This window comes from candidate division WOR-3 bacterium (assembly GCA_013177935.1).
Classification (GTDB): domain Bacteria; phylum Hydrothermota; class Tepidihabitantia; order Tepidihabitantales; family Tepidihabitantaceae; genus Tepidihabitans.
The window spans coordinates 153,463-172,982 of record JABLXZ010000004.1 but is presented as its reverse complement, the minus strand read 5'-3'; the positions used below and the strand labels follow the sequence as shown (position 1 = coordinate 172,982).

Sequence of the window (19,520 nt, the reverse complement as noted above, 5' to 3'; positions counted from 1 at the left end):
TTGTTCAGGGGGATAGAGAAATCTGGGAGAGGAGAAGGATGGTGGCAATTACCAGTGTAATCAGGGTGACGATCGCGCCGGTTGCAATCCATTCAGCAAATTTGAGTGACTGACCGGTCGCTTTTTCATAAGCACCAACGGCGACCAGATTGGCACTGGAGCCAATCATCGTCAGGTTGCCGCCGTAGCAACCCCCAAGTAAGAGGCTCCACCAGAGGATTGAAGCGTGCGGCAGACCAATCTGCACCAGAGTTTTGACAATCGGTACAAGAGCCGCAACGATGGGCATATTGTCAACAAAACCGGAGCTAATACCGGAAAACCAAAGCATCAAAATAAGACTGGAACCGGTTAAACCCGAAGAGCCCAACCAGTGGGTTATGGGCAATTTTTCCGCAACTTTGAGGATGAGATAACCCAACTTGGTGGTGACTCCGGTGTGTTCAAGACAGGCGGCGTTGGCAAAGAGAAACATAAAGAAAAGGATTGTCCACCAGTCAACACCGCGTTCAATCAAAATTTTTCCTCGTTCCTGTTCAGTAAATAAGACAAAGGCAAGCGCGGCAAGCGGGGCGGCGATGAGCATTGTCCCTTCACCAAGGTGGAGCCAGGTTTCAATCCGCGCGTGCAGGACGATGAGCAGAATCACCGCTATGAAGACAAAGATGCCGAACCGCACCTCTGCCGGGTCCGCTTCAACGGTGAATGCTGAGGAGATACTCTCTTTGGGTTTAGACAAACGATGGCGGAAGAGTAAAAGACAGAGAACTATCGTTACGATGCCAGCGATTAAGGATACCGGCGTTGCCCAGCGCAGAAAGTTTTCAAATGTGAGGCCGCCAGCAAAGGCAATATAGACACCAATTGGATTGCCTACTAGGGTTAATGCCGAGCCGACATTGGTGGCAAAGACCAGGGCAAGCAGATATGGTAAAGGAGAACTTTTGGTGCGGCGCGCGATTTCCAGTGCCAGTCCAAAGGTTACAAGAATACCAGACACTTCCCCAGCAAATCCCGAAAGGACGATTGAGAAAAGCATTAGTACGATAAGCATCAGCGCCGGTGAGTTTCCGACATGCTGGGCAACACGAGCAACAACTGTTCGGAATACGCCGATATTTTCTAACCATTTTATTAAAGCCATCATCGCCATAATGAAGATGACGGTGGGAATGGACATATATTCCACCGCACTTTCAATGTCCATCACTTTCATTAACAGGAGCAATGCGATGCTTGTTGCCGCCAGTGCCACGCGGTAGCGCCAGAAGAATATCGTGCCGAGAATCATACCAAGGAAGATGGCGGCGGTGAGCGCCTCGCGCGTGAGCCAGGGTTCATAATTAAACCTGGTGTAACCCAGTTTTTCGTAAATGCCGGTTGCGGGTAGTGTTAGTGCGGGAAATAAAAACCGGCTAATAATGTAAGTGACGATAATCGCCCCCACAAGAATAAATGCGTTCTTGTATTGGGCAAAAAATCCCGGGGTCGGTTCCTGAAGAAGAAGTTTTATTAAATCCGGGACATCTCTTGCTTTGAGTAGTTTTTGGCGCAGGTGAGGTTGCGCAACAATGTGGCTGATTTCGGCAAGGAGTTTTAGATATTCGGGTCGCTGATTTTCTTGGGCAACGATAAGACAGATTAGTTTCACCGGCTGGGAGTCGATGGCGTGCCAGTTCACACCTTTGCGTACCCGGATGAAGGCAAAGAGTGGCGCTGATAAGTTACCCGGAATTATTGCATGGGGTAAGGCAACACCGTGACCGATGCCGGTTGAGCCTGCCTCTTCCCGCTGGGCAAGTGCCGAAATTGCTGTTGCCGGCTCGACACCAAATTTGGTTAGTTTCTCGGCGACAAAAGCGAATAGTTCAACCGGTGAATCGGCCCGCTCCAGGTCGAAAACAAGTTCCGGTTTCAGGTAACTGGCAATCAGGGACATTTTAAGGGTTGCTCATCAGCAGCAGAGGACAGGGTAGGTTAGGCAGGAGTTCTTCCGGTAATCTGTAGTCAAAGTTTTCGAGAATACTGGTAGGGAGAATAACAAGGTCGCAGCGGGTGGAGTTGGCAAGAAACTGAAGATTATCAAGTGTGCCCAGCTGGGCAACAACCGATGCTTTGATACCGGATTTTTTAAACTCATCTTCAAGACGGTAGATGTCCTGCCAGCAACGGCGTTCATGCTCTTCTTTTCGTACCGCCTGGCGGGTTTCTCCTTCATTACGCGGGGGCGGACATTCTGCGACCGGGCTGACCGCAGAAAGGAGTACGGTGCTTTGATGCTGGCGGGCGAGTTCCAGCACCGAATGTTTTTCTTCCTGTTTCTCACTGATGATGTAAAGAATCCGCTCAAACATTTTATTTTTCTCCTTTTTATTTATGGCGCCATTGGAATTTGGATAAAGAGAGCAACGGTTGCGACGAGGAGGGCAGCGACCGTAACGATTGCGCCGACCTTAATCCATTCGCCAAAACGGATATGCCGACCGCTTGCCCGTTCAAACGCACCAACCGCAACAAGGTTGGCGGTTGAACCAATTACCGTCAGATTGCCGCCGAAGCAGCCGCCAAACAGCAAAGCCCACCAGAGGATTGAGGCATGGGGTAGTCCGAATCGGGTCAGGTCTTTGACAACAGGGGCGAGGGCAGCAACGATGGGCAAATTGTCAACAAAACCGGAAGTGATTCCCGAAAACCAGAGGAGCAGGGCGACGCTCGGTACGGTCATTTCCCTACCCGGGACATTAGTGCCGGCGACCGATTCAGAAAAACGCAACACCAGATAACCCAATTTTGTTGTAACACCGGTATATTCGAGACAGGCAGCGGTGGCAAAGAGAAACATAAAATATAAAAGTGTCCACCAGTCAATCCCTCTTTCGACGAGAACCCTGCCCTTTTCTTGCTCGTAAAAAACCACAAAACCGGTCACTGCCAGCGCAACCGCAACCAGTGCGGTACCATCACCCAGTCCGAGCCAGATTTCGAGCCGACGGTGCAGGGCGATCAAAATAACGGTGACAATAAATGTGATGATACCGGTGCGGAGTTTTGCCCGGTCAATGGTGCCCGTTGACTTTTCCAGTTCTTCGGGGTCAATTTCATATCGGGTACCAAAGAAGTGGCGCCGATAGAGCAAGAGGCAGAGCAGGGCAACAATTACCGCGGTGATTGCCGAAACCGGCGTTGCCCACCGGAAAAAGTCTTCAAAACTTAATCCCCCGGCAAAGGCGATATAGACGCCAATCGGGTTACCAACCAGCGTTAACGCCGAACCAACATTGGTGGCAAAAACGAGAGAAAGGAGAAAGGGCACAAGCGGTGCGCGGGTGCGCCGGGAAATCTCCAGCGCCAGACCGAAGGTGACAAGGATTGCCGACACCTCATCGGCAAAACCGCCCAGCAGTACCGAAAAACCCATCAGTAATAGCAGTAAAAGCCATGGTACACCTTTGACCTTTTCCACCGCTTTGACAACAACAAAACGGAAGACACCGATATTCTGGAGCCAGCGGACAATTACCATCATTGCCATTATGAACAGAATGGTCGGAATCGACATAAACTTTACCGTGTGCTCCAGGTCCATAACTCCGACGATGAGTAAGATACCCAGTGCGGCGGCAGCAATTGCGACGCGGAAGCGCCAGAAAAGCAGTGTGCCAAAAATCATTGCCAGGAAAAGGGTGATGGTCAGTTTCTGCCGGAAGAGCCACTCGGGATTGTTGAAATGTAGATATCCCAGTTCCCGGTAAATGCCGGATTCAGGCAGGCGGATGAGAGGTAAAACAATGCTTGCGCCGATGAAGACGAGTGCCACCAACCCAAAGAAAAATAACAGGCGGCGGTTGCGTTTGAAAAACCCCTGATGGGGTGGCTGGGAAATAATCTGCGAAGCGGTCTGAGCATTTTTCGCTTTCAGAGCGGCGGCGCGGATGTGGGGGGTATTTAAGGAACGAGCGACCTCTGCCAGCAGGGCAAGGTAGAGATTGCGGTCTTTCTCGGGTGCAACCAAAAGGACGATTAACTGTACCGGTGCGTGGTCAATTGCCTGCCATTCAAGCGGATCCTCAAGACGAAATACAACTACCGCTGGTTTCAGTACATTGGAGCTGATGACATGGGGCAGGGCAATGCCGATGCCCACACCGGTTGAGCCGAGTGTTTCCCGCTCTTTTAGCTCCTGAACCAGAGCCGTGGCGTTGGCGACAACTCCGGCTTCAGCCAGCCGTGCGGCGGCAAGGCGGAAAATTTCGTCCTGGTTGGTGGTGCCGGTTATGTCCAGCGCCAGGTTGTGAAAGAAAAACCGCTTGAGGTTAATCACCTGTTATAGTCCTTTTAACTGTAAGAGATAAAATTTTAGAAAAAAATCTCAACAGCGTCAAATTCAGGAAGCGAGTTTCAGACAACATCAGGTAAGGGAAAATAGGATATTCTGTCTGTTCAGTTGGCCAGGTGGTTATTCAGCAGCAGCGACCAGAAGTTTTTGAAGGCGGGTCTGTAAGCCGGGTTCTGTACCCATAAAGGGTGACGGTCATTTATCTGGAACGCACGGTTGCCCGCCGTCTCAAGCGACCTACCCGGGAATCATCTGGACCGGGCCAGTCCGATTCCCAATTTGGTCTTGCACCAGACAGGGTTTACCCATCCGCTGTGTCACCACAACGGATAGTGCGCTCTTACCGCACTATTTCACCCTTACCCTGCATCAAAAGTGCAGGGCGGTGTCGTTTCTGTGGCACTCTCCGTCTCCAGCCGGTCACCCAACTGGAGCCTCGCGGTTAGCGAGTGTCCTGCCCTGCGGTGCCCGGACTTTCCTCTCCTGAAATCAGGAGCGACCGTCCGACCCGCCTTCATTTAATTATAATAAGAGCCGGGGAAGATTGCAATGGGTAGATAAAGATGAGTTAAGGGGCTGGACAGATGAAGTTTAGAGGATAAAATGTCTGGTGTGAAACGGGCTTTTTTGTCTCTGTTGTTTGCGGGTGTAGTTTTTGCTGAGCCGGTGCGGATTGGACTGGCGCTTTCCGGTGGCGCGGCTCTGGGGCTCGCTCATATCGGCGTATTGAAGGTCTTAGAAGAGGAAGGGATAGGGTTTGTTGGCATTGCCGGCAACAGTATGGGCTCTTTGGTTGGTGGGGTTTATGCGGCGGGTTACAGTGCCACACAGATTGAAAGTATTGCCTTGAACGCAGATTGGAACCGGCTTTTCTCTTCGCAGCCGAATTTTGGTGCCCTGTATCTACCGGAGCGGCAACAGGCGCAACGGTATGTGGTGCAGTTGCGGCAGCGGAATTTTGTGCCGTATTTGCCGAGCGGTCTGGTGCCTTTGCAAAATGTGGAGTTTCTGCTTAATCGGTTACTGGCGGACATTGAGTTCCATACCGGCTATGATTTTGACAGTCTGCCGATTCCCTATCGGGCGGTGGCGGTCGATTGGAAGGCGGGAAAGAAGGTAGTTTTGCGCCAGGGAAGACTGGAGCAGGCGATTCGAGCCAGTATTGCGATTCCGGGTGTTTTTGCACCGGAGGTGATTAACGGGGTAGAACTGGTTGATGGAGGTGTAATGGAGTATCTGCCGGTTGAGCCGGTGCTCGAGTTTAACCCGGATTTTGTAATTGCGGTATTGACGATGCGGCGCAGTGAGGCACAGGAGGCGTCGCTAATTGATGTGGCTTCAAAGAGTGTAGATTTAATGGGGTTCAGTCGGGTGGAGGAGGAGAAGAAACTTGCCGATGTGGTGATTGAGCCTGATGTTTCCAGGTTTTTGCACTCGGACTTTGCCCGGGCAAAAGAGTTGATTGCCGCGGGCGAATCCGCGGCGCGGGCGGCGCTGCCTTTGATAAGAGAGAAGTTGCAGGGGCGGACTCCGGTGGTGATGAAGCGGGCGGTTAAGGTTAAGGCGGTTCCTGTGGTAAAGGCGGTACGGTTTGAAGGGGTAAAACGGACCCGGGAGTCGCTTTTGCGCCGCGAAGTGCGGACCAGAGCGGGTATGCGGCTGGATTTCAACATCCTGCTTTCTGACCTGGAGCGGTTGTTTAACAGTTCGTTGTTTGAGGATGTAAATTACCGGCTGGAGTTTGCGGGTAGCGACAGTGTTGATGTGGTGTTCGAATTGAGCGAGAAGCCCTATGGGTTTTATCTGCTCGGTTTGCGGTACGACAGTTACGACAATGTGGTGGTAGGTGCCGAAGTGGGAGAGGGGAACCTGTGGGGGACAGGTGCGATGGCACGGGCAGCAGAGGTGCTGGGTAATCCTTATGAGTTGCGTCTGGGGTTAACCGGGACAAAGGTGTTTAATCTGCCTTTTGGCTATCGTTTTGACCTGTTTTTAGGCCGGGAGAGCCGCAACTGGTGGCAAGCCGGCACATTTTCTTCCAGTTATTTTGTTTACTACACTGGTGCAATTGTTACCGCGGGCTACATTCTGGGCCGAAACGGGTTTTTCAATTTTGGCTTCCAAGGAGAAAGGGTTGCTTACGCCGGGGCGGTTGTTGACAGTTTGAAACCGGAGCAGGTGATTGGTCCGACCTTTACCCTTGAGTTCAACAGTCAGGATGATATCTATCTACCGCGGCGCGGGCTCGCCTACAATTTGAATTTATTTTACAGTTATCCGCGGTTGAAAAGTAGCCGGGAGTATATCAGGCTTGATTGGAACGGTGAGCAGGTAGTGCCGATTTTTTCTTTTCTGGGATTACGGCTTTACGGCGGGCTGGGTTTTGCTCTGGGCGATATGGGGTTTGCCAGTTATTTTCGCAACCGGCCCGAACTGGTGGGTTTCGCACCGGATGAGTGGACAACCGAGCAAAGGCTGTATCTGGGGGGTGGTTTGCGATTTAAGTTGCTTGATTTTTCCCGACAGGGTAATTATCCCCTGTATCTGGAGCTTATGGCAAATGGCGCAACATTTTCTCCGCCTGAGACACTAATTTTGAGGAGAAAAGAGGTACTGGATATGTTGCACTGGGGAGCGGGTGTCGGGATACTGACCAATACGCCGCTCGGTCCGGCAAAGGCGATTATCGGGCTGGGTAATTTTCTGAAACCGACACCGCACCCGGGCGGTGTGCGAATTTTTGTCTCACTGGGTCGGGAGTTTCGTTATCAGCGATAGGTGTTCTGTCCGGGGCAGGCACGGACACACAGCCCACAGATAAACTGATGAACAAAGTGCTGGCGCTGGAACTCCTTTAACTTTTCAAAGCAGGCGCGGTGGTCAAACTCGGCGGGATTTTCCTTTATCGCCTGTGCCGGACAGACTTCTACACACCGGTAACAGCTGCCGCAATCCTGTTTCAATGGTGCACCAGGGTCAAGGGGCAGGTCGGTGAGAACGGTTACCAGTCTTACCTGCGCACCGAATTCGGGCGTAATTAGGAGGTTGTTTCTGCCCAGCCAGCCCAGGCCCGCAGCGAGCGCAACCCGTTTGTGAGAGAGATGAGCGCGCTGATTTTCCCAGTCAACAATCTGGGAGGCGGGTATGGGCAGGGCGTTGTAACCGGACTGTTGCAGACGCCAGACCAGTTCCAGTGCAATCCGGTCCAGGGCGAAGTTCAACTGCCGATAGTGGTGTTCGTAAAGAATGTTAGGATGGTCGGTTAAGGTTGCAAGAACTTCCGAAGATAGTGGGACCGCGAGGGATATGGCAAAAGGGAGACGGGTGAATGTTTCCGGTGTTAAGGCGACATCGCTGGTGTTGATATCTTTCATTTCCGCAACACCGAAGGCGACAACGCCCCGGTTGCGACAGAACGACTCCAGTTCGGTGCGGAGTTGGATTAGACTCATTTTTTCCCCCTTAGAAATACGGTTAAAGCAAAGATTGCTGCCGGGGTTATACCCGGAATAAGTTGCGCCTGTGCCAGTGATTGGGGACGGATGCGCGCCAGTTTTTCGCGCAGTTCTGTAGAAAGTCCTGGCACCGCGGAGTAGTCAAGATTAGCCGGAATTCGAACCTTCTCCAGTTCCTGAAACTCGGCGACCTGACGCCGGGTGCGGTTGATATACCCTTCATACTTCACCTCCAGTTCGACTAAATCCTGAACCGATTTTGCGATTGCCGGCGCTGCGGGCACGATGGTTTGCAGGTATTCATAGGTGATTTCCGGGCGGCGCAGCAGTTCAATTGCGCTGGTAGTTTCATTAAGCGGGCTGGTGCCCAGTTTTTTCAGACGCCGGTTAATTTCGGGTGACGGTTTGACCCGGGCGGTTTTCAGCCAGTTGATGGTGGTGTGAAACTGCTGGTTTTTTTCTTCAATGAGCCGGTAGCGCTCAGCCGGCAGCAAGCCCAGTTCAAACCCTTTGGGCCCGAGCCGTAAATCGGCATTGTCTTCCCGCAAAAGGAGCCGGTATTCAACCCGGGCGGTAAACATGCGGTACGGTTCATCGGTGCCCCGGGTTACAAGGTCGTCAATCAGAACGCCGATATAACCTTCGGAACGCGATATGGTAAATGGCGGTTTGTCTTTAACCCGCAAAGCGGCGTTGATACCGGCAATGAGCCCCTGAACCGCGGCTTCTTCATAACCGGTAGTGCCATTGATTTGACCCGCAAAGTAGAGGTTTTTAATCAAGCGAGTTTCGAGGGTCGGATACAACTGAGTCGGGTCCGCGTAGTCATGTTCAATCGCATAGCCCGGCCGCATCATCCGGCAATTTTCCAGTCCGGAAATGGAGTGAAGCATCTTTTCCTGAATTTCGACCGGCAGACTGGTGGAGATGCCATTGGGATAACATTCGATGGTGTTCACCCCTTCGGGTTCCAGAAAGATATGGTGCCGTTCCCGTTCTGGGAATTTTACAACCTTGTCTTCGATGGAAGGGCAGTAACGGACACCCTTGCCTTTGATGATGCCGGTGTAGAGCGGTGAATGCTTCAGCCCCGACTTCACGATGCGATGGGTTTTGGGTGTGGTGTAGGTGATGTAACAGGCGGCACGGTTTTTCAGCGGCTCATCAGTCCAGAAGGAAAATGGCTGTGGCGGTTCGTCGCCGGGTTGCTCTGGCAACTTCTTCAGGTTAACAGTGCGAATGTCGATACGCGGGGGTGTGCCGGTCTTAAATCGACCAAGGCGAAACCCGAGCTGACGCAGGTTTTCACTCAAAAGATTGGCGGGCGCTTCGCCCAGCCTACCCGCCGGGAAATGGGTTAAGCCGATGTGGACAAGGCCGGATAAAAATGTGCCGGGTGCGAGGATAACCGCTTTGCTGTAAAATTTTTCGCCGATTTCGGTTTCAACGCCGCAAACCGTTTTGCCCCGGGTGAGAATACGCTGTGCCATACCCTGACGAATGGTCAGTCCTTCGATTTTTTCCAGTTGAGCGCGCATCAACTGCCGGTACAACTGACGGTCAACCTGAACCCGTGAAGAGCGTACGGCCCTGCCTTTGCTCGTGTTCAACTGCCGGAAGTGGATTCCTGCCTGGTCGGTGATGAGTGCCATCTGCCCACCAAGGGCGTCAAGTTCCTTGACCAGCTGTCCTTTACCGATGCCACCGACCGCGGGATTGCACGACATCAACGCGACGGTGTCAAGGTTCTGGGTTAAAAGAAGGGTGTTACAGCCCATCCGGGCGCAGGCAAGCGCCGCTTCACAACCGGCATGACCACCACCAATAACAATTACATCAAAGCGCTCGGGTTTCATTTTGAAAAATTGTAAATCGGCGGGCGGTGATGTCAAAAGAAGAAGTGGCAAAATGCGGTGATTTTGCTATAATTAGATTGGTGAGGGAGAATTTACAGCTGCTGATTATTGTCGGCATCGCTTTACTGCTAATTTTGATGGCGGCGGAAGAGTCAAAGAGGGTGTTTCCTGAACCGGCATTTATCGCAGCGGCACGTGCCAAGATTGAGCAGCAGGTTGAAACTGTTGATACGATGGAACTTGATGAAGGTTGGGAAGAAGCCGAAGAAGAGCGGTTACTGGAAAACCTGCCCTCGGAACAGTTTAGTGAATGGGAGCAAATTTTCCCGGCAGATTCGCTTGTCAACATTTCCCGAATCCGGCGGATAATCGAACGGCTGTTCGCCACGCCCTAACGGCTGTTAACCCACCGCCAAAACGATGGTTAAGTTCTCTTAGCCACTCTGCTCTGTAATTCACCTTTGCTCTTACACTTCCCTTCAAGGGAGGGGAGCTTAATTACACATCCAATCAAATCTGAAGGCACCCTCGGGAACAGAACCGGAAACAGAATTCAGGACAGCACTAAAGACCGGTTAGCAGAATATTGGGTTAATTGTTAGTAAAAGGGTTAATTAGACGGTTTCAGGTAGAACCCTGTTGATTATCAATAAGATAGCACCAAAAGGTGCGAGTTCGGCTACCGCGCTATCAGGCTTCCGCGATATCACGCTATGTGCGATGAAAGGGGTGTATAAGACTATCCCAGGAATTACCCCCGGACTGTTGGGGGAACGGTTTTTTGTCACTTCTCCTTGTTTTTTCGTATATTAAAAATAGGGGCATTATCGCTGTGCCTGCACCGGCAAATACCGGCAACTTGACAGGACAGGTTTTTGATGTAATATTGTTGTGGCGTAAAACTATGATGACGAGCCTACTCTACTCTACTCTACTCTACTCTACTCGTTCTATCCTGTGATTTCTGGTTTTACAACAAATCCGGTGAGGTTATCGGTGGCAGGGTGCGCCTCCAGTCCAGAATTGGGCTGGAGGTTCAAATCAATTAATGCGGCAATTAGGGATAAACAAAGAAAGGAGGTTGAAAAATGAGAAACTTTAAAGCCGCATTAGCAACAGTTGCACTCTGCCTGTGCTTTGGAGGCATAGCAATAGCGGATGTTTACTATTATCTTTACGAATACACCATCAACACTGACAATGCCGCCATCATAATTGAGGTTGAAACCAACAATCCCTCTTCTCCAGGGGCAGAATTTACCGCAGTTACCGCCGAACAACTTCATCAGAAAGGATATCAAACTCCGAGCGAATATGAAGCGAGTGCTGATGTTATTGACAAGGATGGTTTCATCGACTGGACTGCAAGTTCCTGGATAAACAAAGGCTATAAAAATGGTAACGCTACCAAATGGGTTGTCTGCGGTTCGCGTACAGGAAGGAACTTTTTACAAGGTCCGGGCACATTATTTGTTGCCTGTTCAACTTTTTCTATCAGTTATTCTCCTCCTCCACCTCATAGGGCTCTTGCGTTTACAAAGGAACACCCCACTTACGGTTATTACACGAACCTCACATTCTACCATGAATATTCTGCTACAAAGGGATACGGCTGGGAACAAAAAGGGCGTCACCACATAGGAAACCCGAATGATATGAGGTACACACGAGCATACGTTTACTGGTGATGGCTCATTCGTAATTGGTATTGAAATCGTGGGCACTCGGTATTGTGCCGGGTGCCCACAGGAATAAAGGAGGAAAGATGATTAAAAGTTTTTGCAAAGGTTCGGGGTGGAGAAAGTTGTTTTCGCCGTGGTTATGGGGAGTGTTGGGATGGGTTTCTGTTTATAGCCAGGAAATTTTGTGGCTCAGAAGGTTTGACCGGGGGGCAGGAGTAGATGATTATTGCGGCAGGATGATTTTCGACCATGATAACAATTTGCTACTTACCGGTGGTTCCTGGAGTCTTGCTACTGGTTCGGATATGTTGCTTATCAAGTACACATCCAGCGGTGATACCATCTGGACACGCTACTATGACGGTGGTGAAAATGAACAAGGATATGACATCGCTTTAGACCACGATGGCAATATTATAGTTGCGGGTTATTGCAGTAATGACACAATTGAGTCACAGTGTCTATTGGTAAAATTTTCTCCTGAAGGTAATTTCCTCTGGGAGAGAAAGTACCGGCATTGGGATATGGACATGTATACTGGTGTTGTTATTGATGATGAAAATAATATCATAGTTTCTGTTTGGAGTTATACTTATTCGGGAGGTGGTCGTTACATCGGTTTAATCCAGAAGTACGATGCAATGGGAAGCCTTATCTGGAGCAGACCGTACAACTGGGTCTCCGATTTTTACGCCATAGCCAAATTGCCAGTAGGGGGTTTTATTGTTACCGGTACCGATACTACAAGGAGGCCAATGCTCACGGTGCGGTTGGATTCTTTGGGTGACACCATCTGGACGAGAAGAGACACCGTTAGTGGATTCAGTTTGGGTGCAGGGGGCGACATCGCCCTTGACTCTTCGGGCAACATTATTGTTGTGGGTTATCTTAGCCATGTGCTTGATTATAATCTGGCAGTTGTTAAATATACTCTAAATGGCGATACGGTCTGGACTAGAGAGTTAAACTTCACACCCAATGATTGGGCAGGCGGAGTGGCAACTGATGTGATAGGGAATATCTTTGTTTCGGGCAATAGTGGAATGGCTATGGATTCTATTGACGGCGTTTTAGTAAAATACACCGAAAGCGGTGACACCCTGTGGGCAACATTTTATGATGGAGGGTATGATGATAGGTTTTTCCCAGTGGTAGTGGATACCGATGGTAACCCTATTGTCAGTGGCTCCTCACATAACGGCACGGACTATGACATCGTAACGATTAAATATCAGAGTACACCAGGAATTAAAGAACTTTTTACTACCGGTGTTACACCACAATTAAATGTTTCACCCAACCCGGCAAAAGGAACGGTTAGCCTGAAATTACCTTATCCTGTGGCGGAGGTGCGGATTTACGATGTGTCCGGAAAGTTGCAGCGGGTGATTCCTTTAAGGGTATCAAAAGGTGCGGCTAATACGCAGAATGTAAAAATTTCCCTTAATGGACTCGCCACGGGCACATATTTCATCGAGGCGGGCGGCAAGACTGCAAAACTGGTGGTGAGAAAATAAGAGTGTTTGATGAATGAAAGGCAATAGATGGAATGGGTAATATCAAGACCCTTTTAATTCCCCTTGTTGTAATCCTGGGGTCATTAGTAGTTCCGTTTCATCTGCTGAACATGCAGAATATCTCGGTGCCGGAATTACCAAGAGCGGCGTAAGAATCTTTACAACAATTTCCGATTATCAAGGCGAGGTTCTGAGAATTACCCACAAGGACGATTACATCGGTCCGGATGTCGAGTTTCTTTATCAGCCATTAAACTGGCTGTATTTCCGGATTATGTTAGGCGAACTCCAATTCTTTACTGCCGGTGGTGGTGCTTTTGCCATTGCGGCGCAACCTGGGGTTGATATCTTTGTTGAGCCCCAGCCGCGCTGGCGATTCGCACCTTATCTTCTGGGTGGCATCTCCTTTACCGGTTACTGGGGAACGCAGGGAACACCTGACCCAAGGTTCAACGAATTTATGAAGATAACTCCGGTTTACGATATGTACAGCGGTTTTGGTCTTCGGTATAAACTCAACAAGCGGCTTAAAATTTTTCTTGAGGCGCACATATTAAATGCGTTCACTGTTTTCACCTACATCCCTGCCCGAAATGCACCACAAGCGCTGACTATTTCAGGCATCGGGCCTGTGCCGGCGCGGATTGGTGTTCGCTACAACCTGCGCGGAAAGTAGCAAAGAGGTACCTTAACTTTTTTAGCGCAGCGCCAAGGCTAACGCGATATTCTTTAATCAGCCCGATGCGTCCTCAAATAATATCTTCAGAACTTTAACTTGACTCAAAAATCAGGCGGTATAGAATGAATTTTAATGAAGGCAAATGTTGCGACGCTGGTCTTGGTTTGGGTTGTTCTTTTTTCTTCGGGGTATGCGATTTTTGAAGATGATGGTTCTGGGGTGCGTGCCGAAGGTATGGGGGGTGCTTTCTGGGCGCTGGCTGATGACATCAGTGCGATCGATTTTAATCCCGCGGGTCTGGCGCAGGTGAAGGAACGGCAGTTTCAGGGGTTTTATAAGTTGCTTTACAGCGGGGTTGATGTTGGTTTGCACACGGTTTACGCCGGCATTGGCATACCCATTAAACGGTTAGGAACTTTTGGTTTTCGGGTTCAGGAGACCGGTTTTTCCCTGCAATCACAGCGGTCAATAAAACTGGCGCACGGTTTTGAACTGGCAGAAGGAATCTTTTTTGGTTACGGGCTCAACGGTTACAACCTGTATCAAAAGGATTACGGTCAGGGCTGGACTGCAGGTCTGGATCTGGGGATGTTTGCCCGGGTGCACCGGTTCTGGAGCGCGGGTTTTTGTGTCCACAATATAAATTTACCCAAGATTGGCGAGTCGGAACTTCCCCGGGTTCTGGCGTTTGGACTGGGTTTTTCACCGACCCCAGGGATTCATTCAACCATCGGGTTTTCCAAAGAGCCGGGTATACGGACCAGGATTGCCTTAGGTCAGGAGTTTGAAATTATCCCCCAATATCTGACGCTGCGCGCCGGCGCCAGTACTGAGCCGGTTAGTTTTTCTTTCGGTCTGGGCAGTGGCGTGGAGCGGGTCCGGGTTGATTATGCGCTCAAGACCCATCCGGTTTTACCCTTGACGCACAACTTCGGGGTGCTGGTGAAATTTTAGCACTGATGGTCTGGGTTTTCATTGTCCTGATTGCTTCTTTTACGCCCGACCGGCAACTGGACATCAACAACGCCCGCCTTGACGAAATCCGGCAGTTACCGGTGGATTCAATTACGGCGCAAAAGATTTATGAGTATCTCCAGTTGTACGGGCGATTGAACAGCATTTATGACCTTTTGCAGATACCCGGCATCACACCCGAGAAATTGAAGGAGTTGAAACCTTTAATTTACATCAGCCGGCGCGACTGGGAAGAGCGTCAGGAGGAGAACCTGCTGCGCATTCAGCGCCGACTGGCAAGTGAGGATGGTCCGAGTAAAGCGGTTGTTGAAGACTGGCAGGACCTTTTGGTTGACCCGTTGAACATCAATCGGGCAACGGTTGACGACCTGTTGCGGCTGGAGAATGTGTCGCTCTTAGATGCGGTGGCGGTTGTTAAGTATTTAAAAGGGGGCGGTAAGATTGAGAGCCGGCGCGACCTTGCCAGCAGGGTTGATGGGTTGTCAACTTATGGTTATCGGGGGATGCGTAATTATGTAAGTTTTACTGACCGTGCGCCGCGTGACCGATGGGGTGGTAACTACCGGATAAAGTTTGCGACCGACCCGGGTCTGGATGGGATTGTTGAACCCGGCGACTTTGCCGCAGCGCTTAAAACACTTGCCACTGATACGGCAGTATTCCGGCAGGCGGGATATACTGATGAGGAGATGGAGTTTTTCCGGCAGCAACTCAATGTGGAAAGTTCCTATCGTTATCAAATGAGAAATGAGGCGACAGCAAGCCACCGGTTGCGGTTACGCCTGGGGGAGAAGTTGCGTCTGGCGGGTTGGCTGGGACAGAACTTTTATGAGCCCAAAGCGATAAGTGATGTGAAGGGTTATCTGACGGTTGATGGGTTAGGACCCCTGGAAAGGTTGATGGTTGGTGATTACCGGCTGGCACTGGGTCAGGGGATTTTGCTTGACAACAATTCCGAACTTTTACCCCGGGTTGCCAGTCGAACCGAAGGGCTTTTTGGTGATTTGAATGAAAATCGGGGTTTTGGTATGCGGGGCGTTGCGGGCAATGTTCGTCTGGGCAGAGCCGGGTTTCTGGGGTTTTTCTCCCGGGCAAACCGGGATGCGATTGTCAATCCGGATAGTACCGTGAACTGGTTCATTGTTTCCAATCCGCGCTACTCCACTTTTAAGGACGCTTTGCAGGAAACGAGCACCGGTGGTAGTTTCAGGTTCGATTTATCGGGATTGGGCTTTTTGCCAGTTGGAACAAGAATCGGTACATCGGTTCTGTCCAGCCGGATGAGCAGAAATTTTCAGCCTGCGGCACGATTCCTTGACCTGCCCGGTGATGCGGAAATACTTGATGACCCCAATTACCTGCGGCTGGATACGGGCAGAACAAGGCTGTTTTATGGCGCCGACTTCCGAACCGCGATTGAAAACTTCTCCCTTGAGGGCGAGTTTGCCCAACAACAGCGCGGGGGCAACGCTTATTTAATTAAGGCGCGCACCCAGTACGACTATCTTTATGTCAATGTCCTTTACCGTCGTTACGATGTGAACTATGTCAATCATTACAATCGCGGTTATTGCGAGGAGTTGCGGTTTGAAAATACAACACTGGAGAAGCCTTATCGGTTAATTGACCCGGCTTTTGCCGCTTTGCAGGACTTTCCGATGCCCAAGGCGGAAGAGGGTGTGATGGTTGAGACCCGGTATCAGATTTCGCGCGCGGTAACCATTACCCGGGCTTATCTTGACCTCTGGCGCAACCTTGCCTGGGGTAGTGACAACTGCCGGTTTCAAGCCGAGGTGGAGTATCGGCCGGTTTTCGGCGTGCGGCTGCGGTTTAAGCAGAAGGTCCAGTTACGGGAAAATCCGAAACAGGCGGTGCCAACCCATTCACTTTCCCTGGAGTCAACCCTGCGGGCGATGCTTGCGCTTTCCAACTGGGACTATCTGACAACCGAGGTGCGTTCGGGTCGAACGGTGCTAACGCCGAGTCTGGAGTACAACGATGAGGCGAGTATCAATGGCGACTTTATTGCGGTGCAGTGGGAGCACAACTTCTCTTCCAGTTTCAGCGGGGAACTGGGCGTTGCGACCTGGCGCAGTGCTGGAATGTCGGAGTGGCTGTTTGAGGACAATACCATTGAGTTTGTTGATGGGCAGGGGTTTAAGTGGTATCTGGCTCTGACCGACCAGATTTCTGAACACCTGCTCTTTTATCTGAAGTTCCGGCACAAAATCAGCGACTTTCCTCATACCGGACTTGCGAACAATGAGGGAGTTCATTATGGCGACGGCACGCCGGTTTCCGATTTTGTCAGCCGGGAAAGCCGGTTCAGTGTCAGTTTGCAGTTAGACTTTTTATGGTAGGGGGTGAAGATTGATGAAAATAAATCGTTGGCGCTGGTTTTTCGTTGCGGTTTCGGCAATGGTGCTGGTCGGTTTTGCCGCACCCTCAATTCCAGTGCGGGACTATTTTGGTGAATGGTTAAACCCGGTTCCTGAGGAAGTTTTCCAGAATCCGGCAGATTTAGCAGGGGTGGGTGAATTTTCTAACTACCGCCGGCTCAATGTCAACTGGGGTTTGAGGTGTGTGTCAGAGCAGCGGGTGCGCTATGTGTACGACCAGTTTGAGAATACGATTGGTGAGGCGGTGATTGCGGACAACATTGGTTTCAACTGGGTGCCGGGTCCAGTTTCGGTTGTTTATCCGTTTCAGCGGTTTGCGTTCGGTGCGGGAGTGGCACCGGTGCGCGACTTCCATTACACCTATCTGAAGGAGTACCGGGACGAGTTTTATGTTAAAATTGGTGAAGACCGACTGGAGCAGCGCGGGTTTCTCTACTCGGGTAATATTGCGGCGGCGGTTAGACCGGTAAAGTTTATCGCGCTCGGTGCGGGATTTTGCTATGCCTGGGGTGAACGGGAACTCAATTTTCAGATGGTCCAGGAGCCTGACACCTATGGTTTTGTCATCAAAAACGGATTGAGGAGTCCGGGCTGGAACGCTGGCTTAACCGTAGCGCCGCTGGCGCGGTTCAAAATTGGGTTGAGTTATCACAGCCGGTTGCGGTTCAACAGTCCGGACAGTTTTAGCCTTAAAGGCTATCCCTGGAGAGGGCAGATTGCGTTGCACTATCAGGCGCCAGCGCAACTGCCGTCCCGGGTGAAACTAATTGTCGGCACCGAAGCGTGGGCAGAAGTCGACAGCGGTTTACACAATGTGATTTATGTTCAGACAACGGTTGAGCACATTATGCTGAATTCGGTCCGGCTGCGTTACGGGTTTGGTTTGAATCCGCTATGCACCGACCCAGCGGTGCATCGGGTTGAGGCGTTGTTCGGACTGGGCTTTAATGCGGGCAGATACCGGATTAACCTTGACGGTAATTTGAACCGGGAGGCGCTCGATGCCAGCGATTTTGCCTTAGAGAATGAGGATGCGGATTTTCGGGCGTACGAGGCGAGGTTCAATTTGCGAACCGGTGTGGAGTATGAGTTTTAAGCGGCGCGCTGTTTTGCCTTGGACAGGGATTTTTTTAATTTTAGTTGCCTCTGGATTCAGCCAGGTTCAGCACATATTTATTGTCCACACAAACGACATTCATGGTGCGCTTTTACCCGGTGAGGCGTACTGGCTGGACAGAAATTTTCCACCACCCCTTGCCAATGCCAGTGGCGCGCTGACGATAATTCGAGAGTTGCGGGATTCGGCAATGCAGCACGGGTATGGGTTTTTGCTCGTAGATGGCGGTGATATATTCAAGGGCACACCGGTGGGCGACTTTACCCGGGGTCAGGCGGTGGTGGACTTTTTCCGGCGGGCAGGCTACGATGCGGTTGCACCCGGGAACCACGACTTTGATATGGGCTGGTGGGTTCTAAGAGAGCTGGTTGACAGTTCGCGTATCCCCTGGGTTGCGACGAATGTGCGCGTTAGTGGAACCGATACCGCACCCGGTTTTCTTGTGCGCAGCGCGATTTTTGAGCGGGGTGGGGTGAAGATTGGCCTTATGGGCGTTTTGACCAAGTACCTCTCCGGAACGGTCAACGACTCTTTGATTGGCAACCTGACGGTTTTGCCCTATTACGATGTTGCCCGGGAGGAGGTGAAACGGTTGCGGGAGCAGGGCGCGGATATTGTGGTTGCCCTGAATCACATCGGCTATACCCATGACCAGCGGTTTGCCGATTCAGTCCCGGGTGTTGACATCATCATCGGCGCGCATAGCCACACCGGGGTGGAACCGCCTTACGAGAGTCCAAAGAATCACACGATTATCCAGCAGGCGTATTCAAAGTTGAGTACGGTCGGGGTGCTGGACATCAGTTTTGACCTTAAAACCCGACAGATTGTTGGTTATCAGGGGAAACTGATTGACCTGTTAGGCGATGAGATTCCCCGGGATTTAAATTACGCCCGGCATCTTGACTCGGTGCGGGCGGTTGCAGAAAAGGGGTTTGACGAGGTTTTAGGATATTGTAAGCGGGAGTTGACCCGGGGTGGGTTTATTGAAACGCCAGCAGGCAATCTGATTACCGATGCGATGCGCGAGCGGTTCAATACCGATATCGCAATCCACAACTCCGCGGGCATCAGGGCAAATATTCCCGCCGGTCCGGTTACCTATCGGCACATCTATCAGGTTGATGTTTTTGGCAATACTGTTGTCACGGGCAAGTGGACCGGAAAGCAGGTGAAAGAGATGCTTGAGGTTTCGGTGAACGGGCACCATGCGATATTTCAGGTTTCCGGGATAAAGATGCGCTACACAAAGAAGAAACCGATTGGCGAACGGGTGGTCTCGGTGCTGGTTAATGGAGAACCTCTGGATAGTAATCGGGTTTACACTGTGGCAACCAACTCGTATCTTGCCGCAGGCAGCGGTGATTATCGGGTTTTTGCTGAGGGTCAGGATATTGAGGACAGTTATCTGCCGCTGCGCGATGTTATTGCCGATTACATTCGGCGCCATTCGCCGGTTGACGCCCAGGTTGAGGGCCGAATTGTGTTGATCGACCATTGAGCG

At 51.0% G+C, this 19,520-nt stretch carries 14 protein-coding genes and 1 other RNA gene; 9 read left to right on the top strand and 6 right to left on the bottom strand.

The window, feature by feature from the left end; translation table 11 throughout:
* Positions 1 to 4: 4 nt before the first annotated feature.
* The 4 genes from HPY86_07435 to rnpB all read right to left on the bottom strand — a co-directional run bounded on the left by HPY86_07435 (position 5) and on the right by rnpB (position 4,851).
* Entirely contained in the window at positions 5 to 1,939 is a 1,935-nt protein-coding gene (locus tag HPY86_07435) for a PTS transporter subunit EIIA (GenBank protein ID NPV14747.1), read from the bottom strand.
* Between the two features lies 1 nt (position 1,940).
* Positions 1,941 to 2,354, bottom strand: a complete 414-nt coding sequence (locus HPY86_07430; GenBank protein NPV14746.1) for a hypothetical protein — start codon at positions 2,352 to 2,354, stop codon at positions 1,941 to 1,943.
* Between the two features lie 20 nt (positions 2,355 to 2,374).
* The gene (locus tag HPY86_07425; GenBank protein NPV14745.1) at positions 2,375 to 4,321 is read right to left on the bottom strand and encodes a PTS transporter subunit EIIA; all 1,947 of its coding nucleotides are present in this window, start codon (positions 4,319 to 4,321) and stop codon (positions 2,375 to 2,377) included.
* A 161-nt stretch (positions 4,322 to 4,482) separates the two neighbouring features.
* Positions 4,483 to 4,851: RNase P RNA component class A (gene rnpB, locus HPY86_07420), an RNA gene on the bottom strand.
* Positions 4,852 to 4,948: 97 nt separating this feature from the next.
* Here rnpB and HPY86_07415 point away from each other — a divergent pair.
* Entirely contained in the window at positions 4,949 to 7,114 is a 2,166-nt protein-coding gene (locus HPY86_07415; GenBank protein NPV14744.1) for a BamA/TamA family outer membrane protein, read from the top strand.
* Here HPY86_07415 and HPY86_07410 read toward each other — a convergent pair.
* Both HPY86_07410 and mnmG read right to left on the bottom strand, forming a co-directional pair.
* The gene (locus tag HPY86_07410; protein ID NPV14743.1) at positions 7,105 to 7,788 is read right to left on the bottom strand and encodes an epoxyqueuosine reductase; all 684 of its coding nucleotides are present in this window, start codon (positions 7,786 to 7,788) and stop codon (positions 7,105 to 7,107) included. The genes HPY86_07415 and HPY86_07410 overlap by 10 nt on opposite strands.
* Complete coding sequence (mnmG, locus tag HPY86_07405) at positions 7,785 to 9,647, bottom strand: tRNA uridine-5-carboxymethylaminomethyl(34) synthesis enzyme MnmG (GenBank protein NPV14742.1); 1,863 nt, start codon at positions 9,645 to 9,647, stop codon at positions 7,785 to 7,787. The genes HPY86_07410 and mnmG overlap by 4 nt, the downstream gene beginning before the upstream one ends.
* A 29-nt stretch (positions 9,648 to 9,676) precedes the next feature.
* Between mnmG and HPY86_07400 the strand changes: the two genes are divergently transcribed.
* The 8 genes from HPY86_07400 to HPY86_07365 all read left to right on the top strand — a co-directional run bounded on the left by HPY86_07400 (position 9,677) and on the right by HPY86_07365 (position 19,517).
* The gene (locus HPY86_07400; GenBank protein ID NPV14741.1) at positions 9,677 to 10,042 is read left to right on the top strand and encodes a hypothetical protein; all 366 of its coding nucleotides are present in this window, start codon (positions 9,677 to 9,679) and stop codon (positions 10,040 to 10,042) included.
* A 693-nt stretch (positions 10,043 to 10,735) separates the two neighbouring features.
* Positions 10,736 to 11,335 (top strand): hypothetical protein, encoded by a 600-nt coding sequence (locus HPY86_07395; GenBank protein NPV14740.1) that lies wholly within the window; start codon positions 10,736 to 10,738, stop codon positions 11,333 to 11,335.
* Positions 11,336 to 11,565: 230 nt separating this feature from the next.
* Positions 11,566 to 12,846 (top strand): T9SS type A sorting domain-containing protein, encoded by a 1,281-nt coding sequence (locus HPY86_07390; GenBank protein NPV14739.1) that lies wholly within the window; start codon positions 11,566 to 11,568, stop codon positions 12,844 to 12,846.
* Between the two features lie 274 nt (positions 12,847 to 13,120).
* Positions 13,121 to 13,522, top strand: a complete 402-nt coding sequence (locus tag HPY86_07385; protein NPV14738.1) for a hypothetical protein — start codon at positions 13,121 to 13,123, stop codon at positions 13,520 to 13,522.
* Between the two features lie 135 nt (positions 13,523 to 13,657).
* Positions 13,658 to 14,479, top strand: coding sequence for a hypothetical protein (locus HPY86_07380; GenBank protein ID NPV14737.1), 822 nt, complete (start codon positions 13,658 to 13,660; stop codon positions 14,477 to 14,479).
* Between the two features lie 5 nt (positions 14,480 to 14,484).
* Positions 14,485 to 16,860, top strand: coding sequence for a hypothetical protein (locus HPY86_07375; GenBank protein ID NPV14736.1), 2,376 nt, complete (start codon positions 14,485 to 14,487; stop codon positions 16,858 to 16,860).
* A gap of 13 nt (positions 16,861 to 16,873) precedes the next feature.
* Positions 16,874 to 17,995: a hypothetical protein gene (locus HPY86_07370; GenBank protein NPV14735.1), complete on the top strand. Its 1,122-nt coding sequence runs from the start codon at positions 16,874 to 16,876 to the stop codon at positions 17,993 to 17,995.
* Complete coding sequence (locus HPY86_07365; GenBank protein NPV14734.1) at positions 17,985 to 19,517, top strand: bifunctional metallophosphatase/5'-nucleotidase; 1,533 nt, start codon at positions 17,985 to 17,987, stop codon at positions 19,515 to 19,517. The genes HPY86_07370 and HPY86_07365 overlap by 11 nt, the downstream gene beginning before the upstream one ends.
* Positions 19,518 to 19,520: the final 3 nt, after the last annotated feature.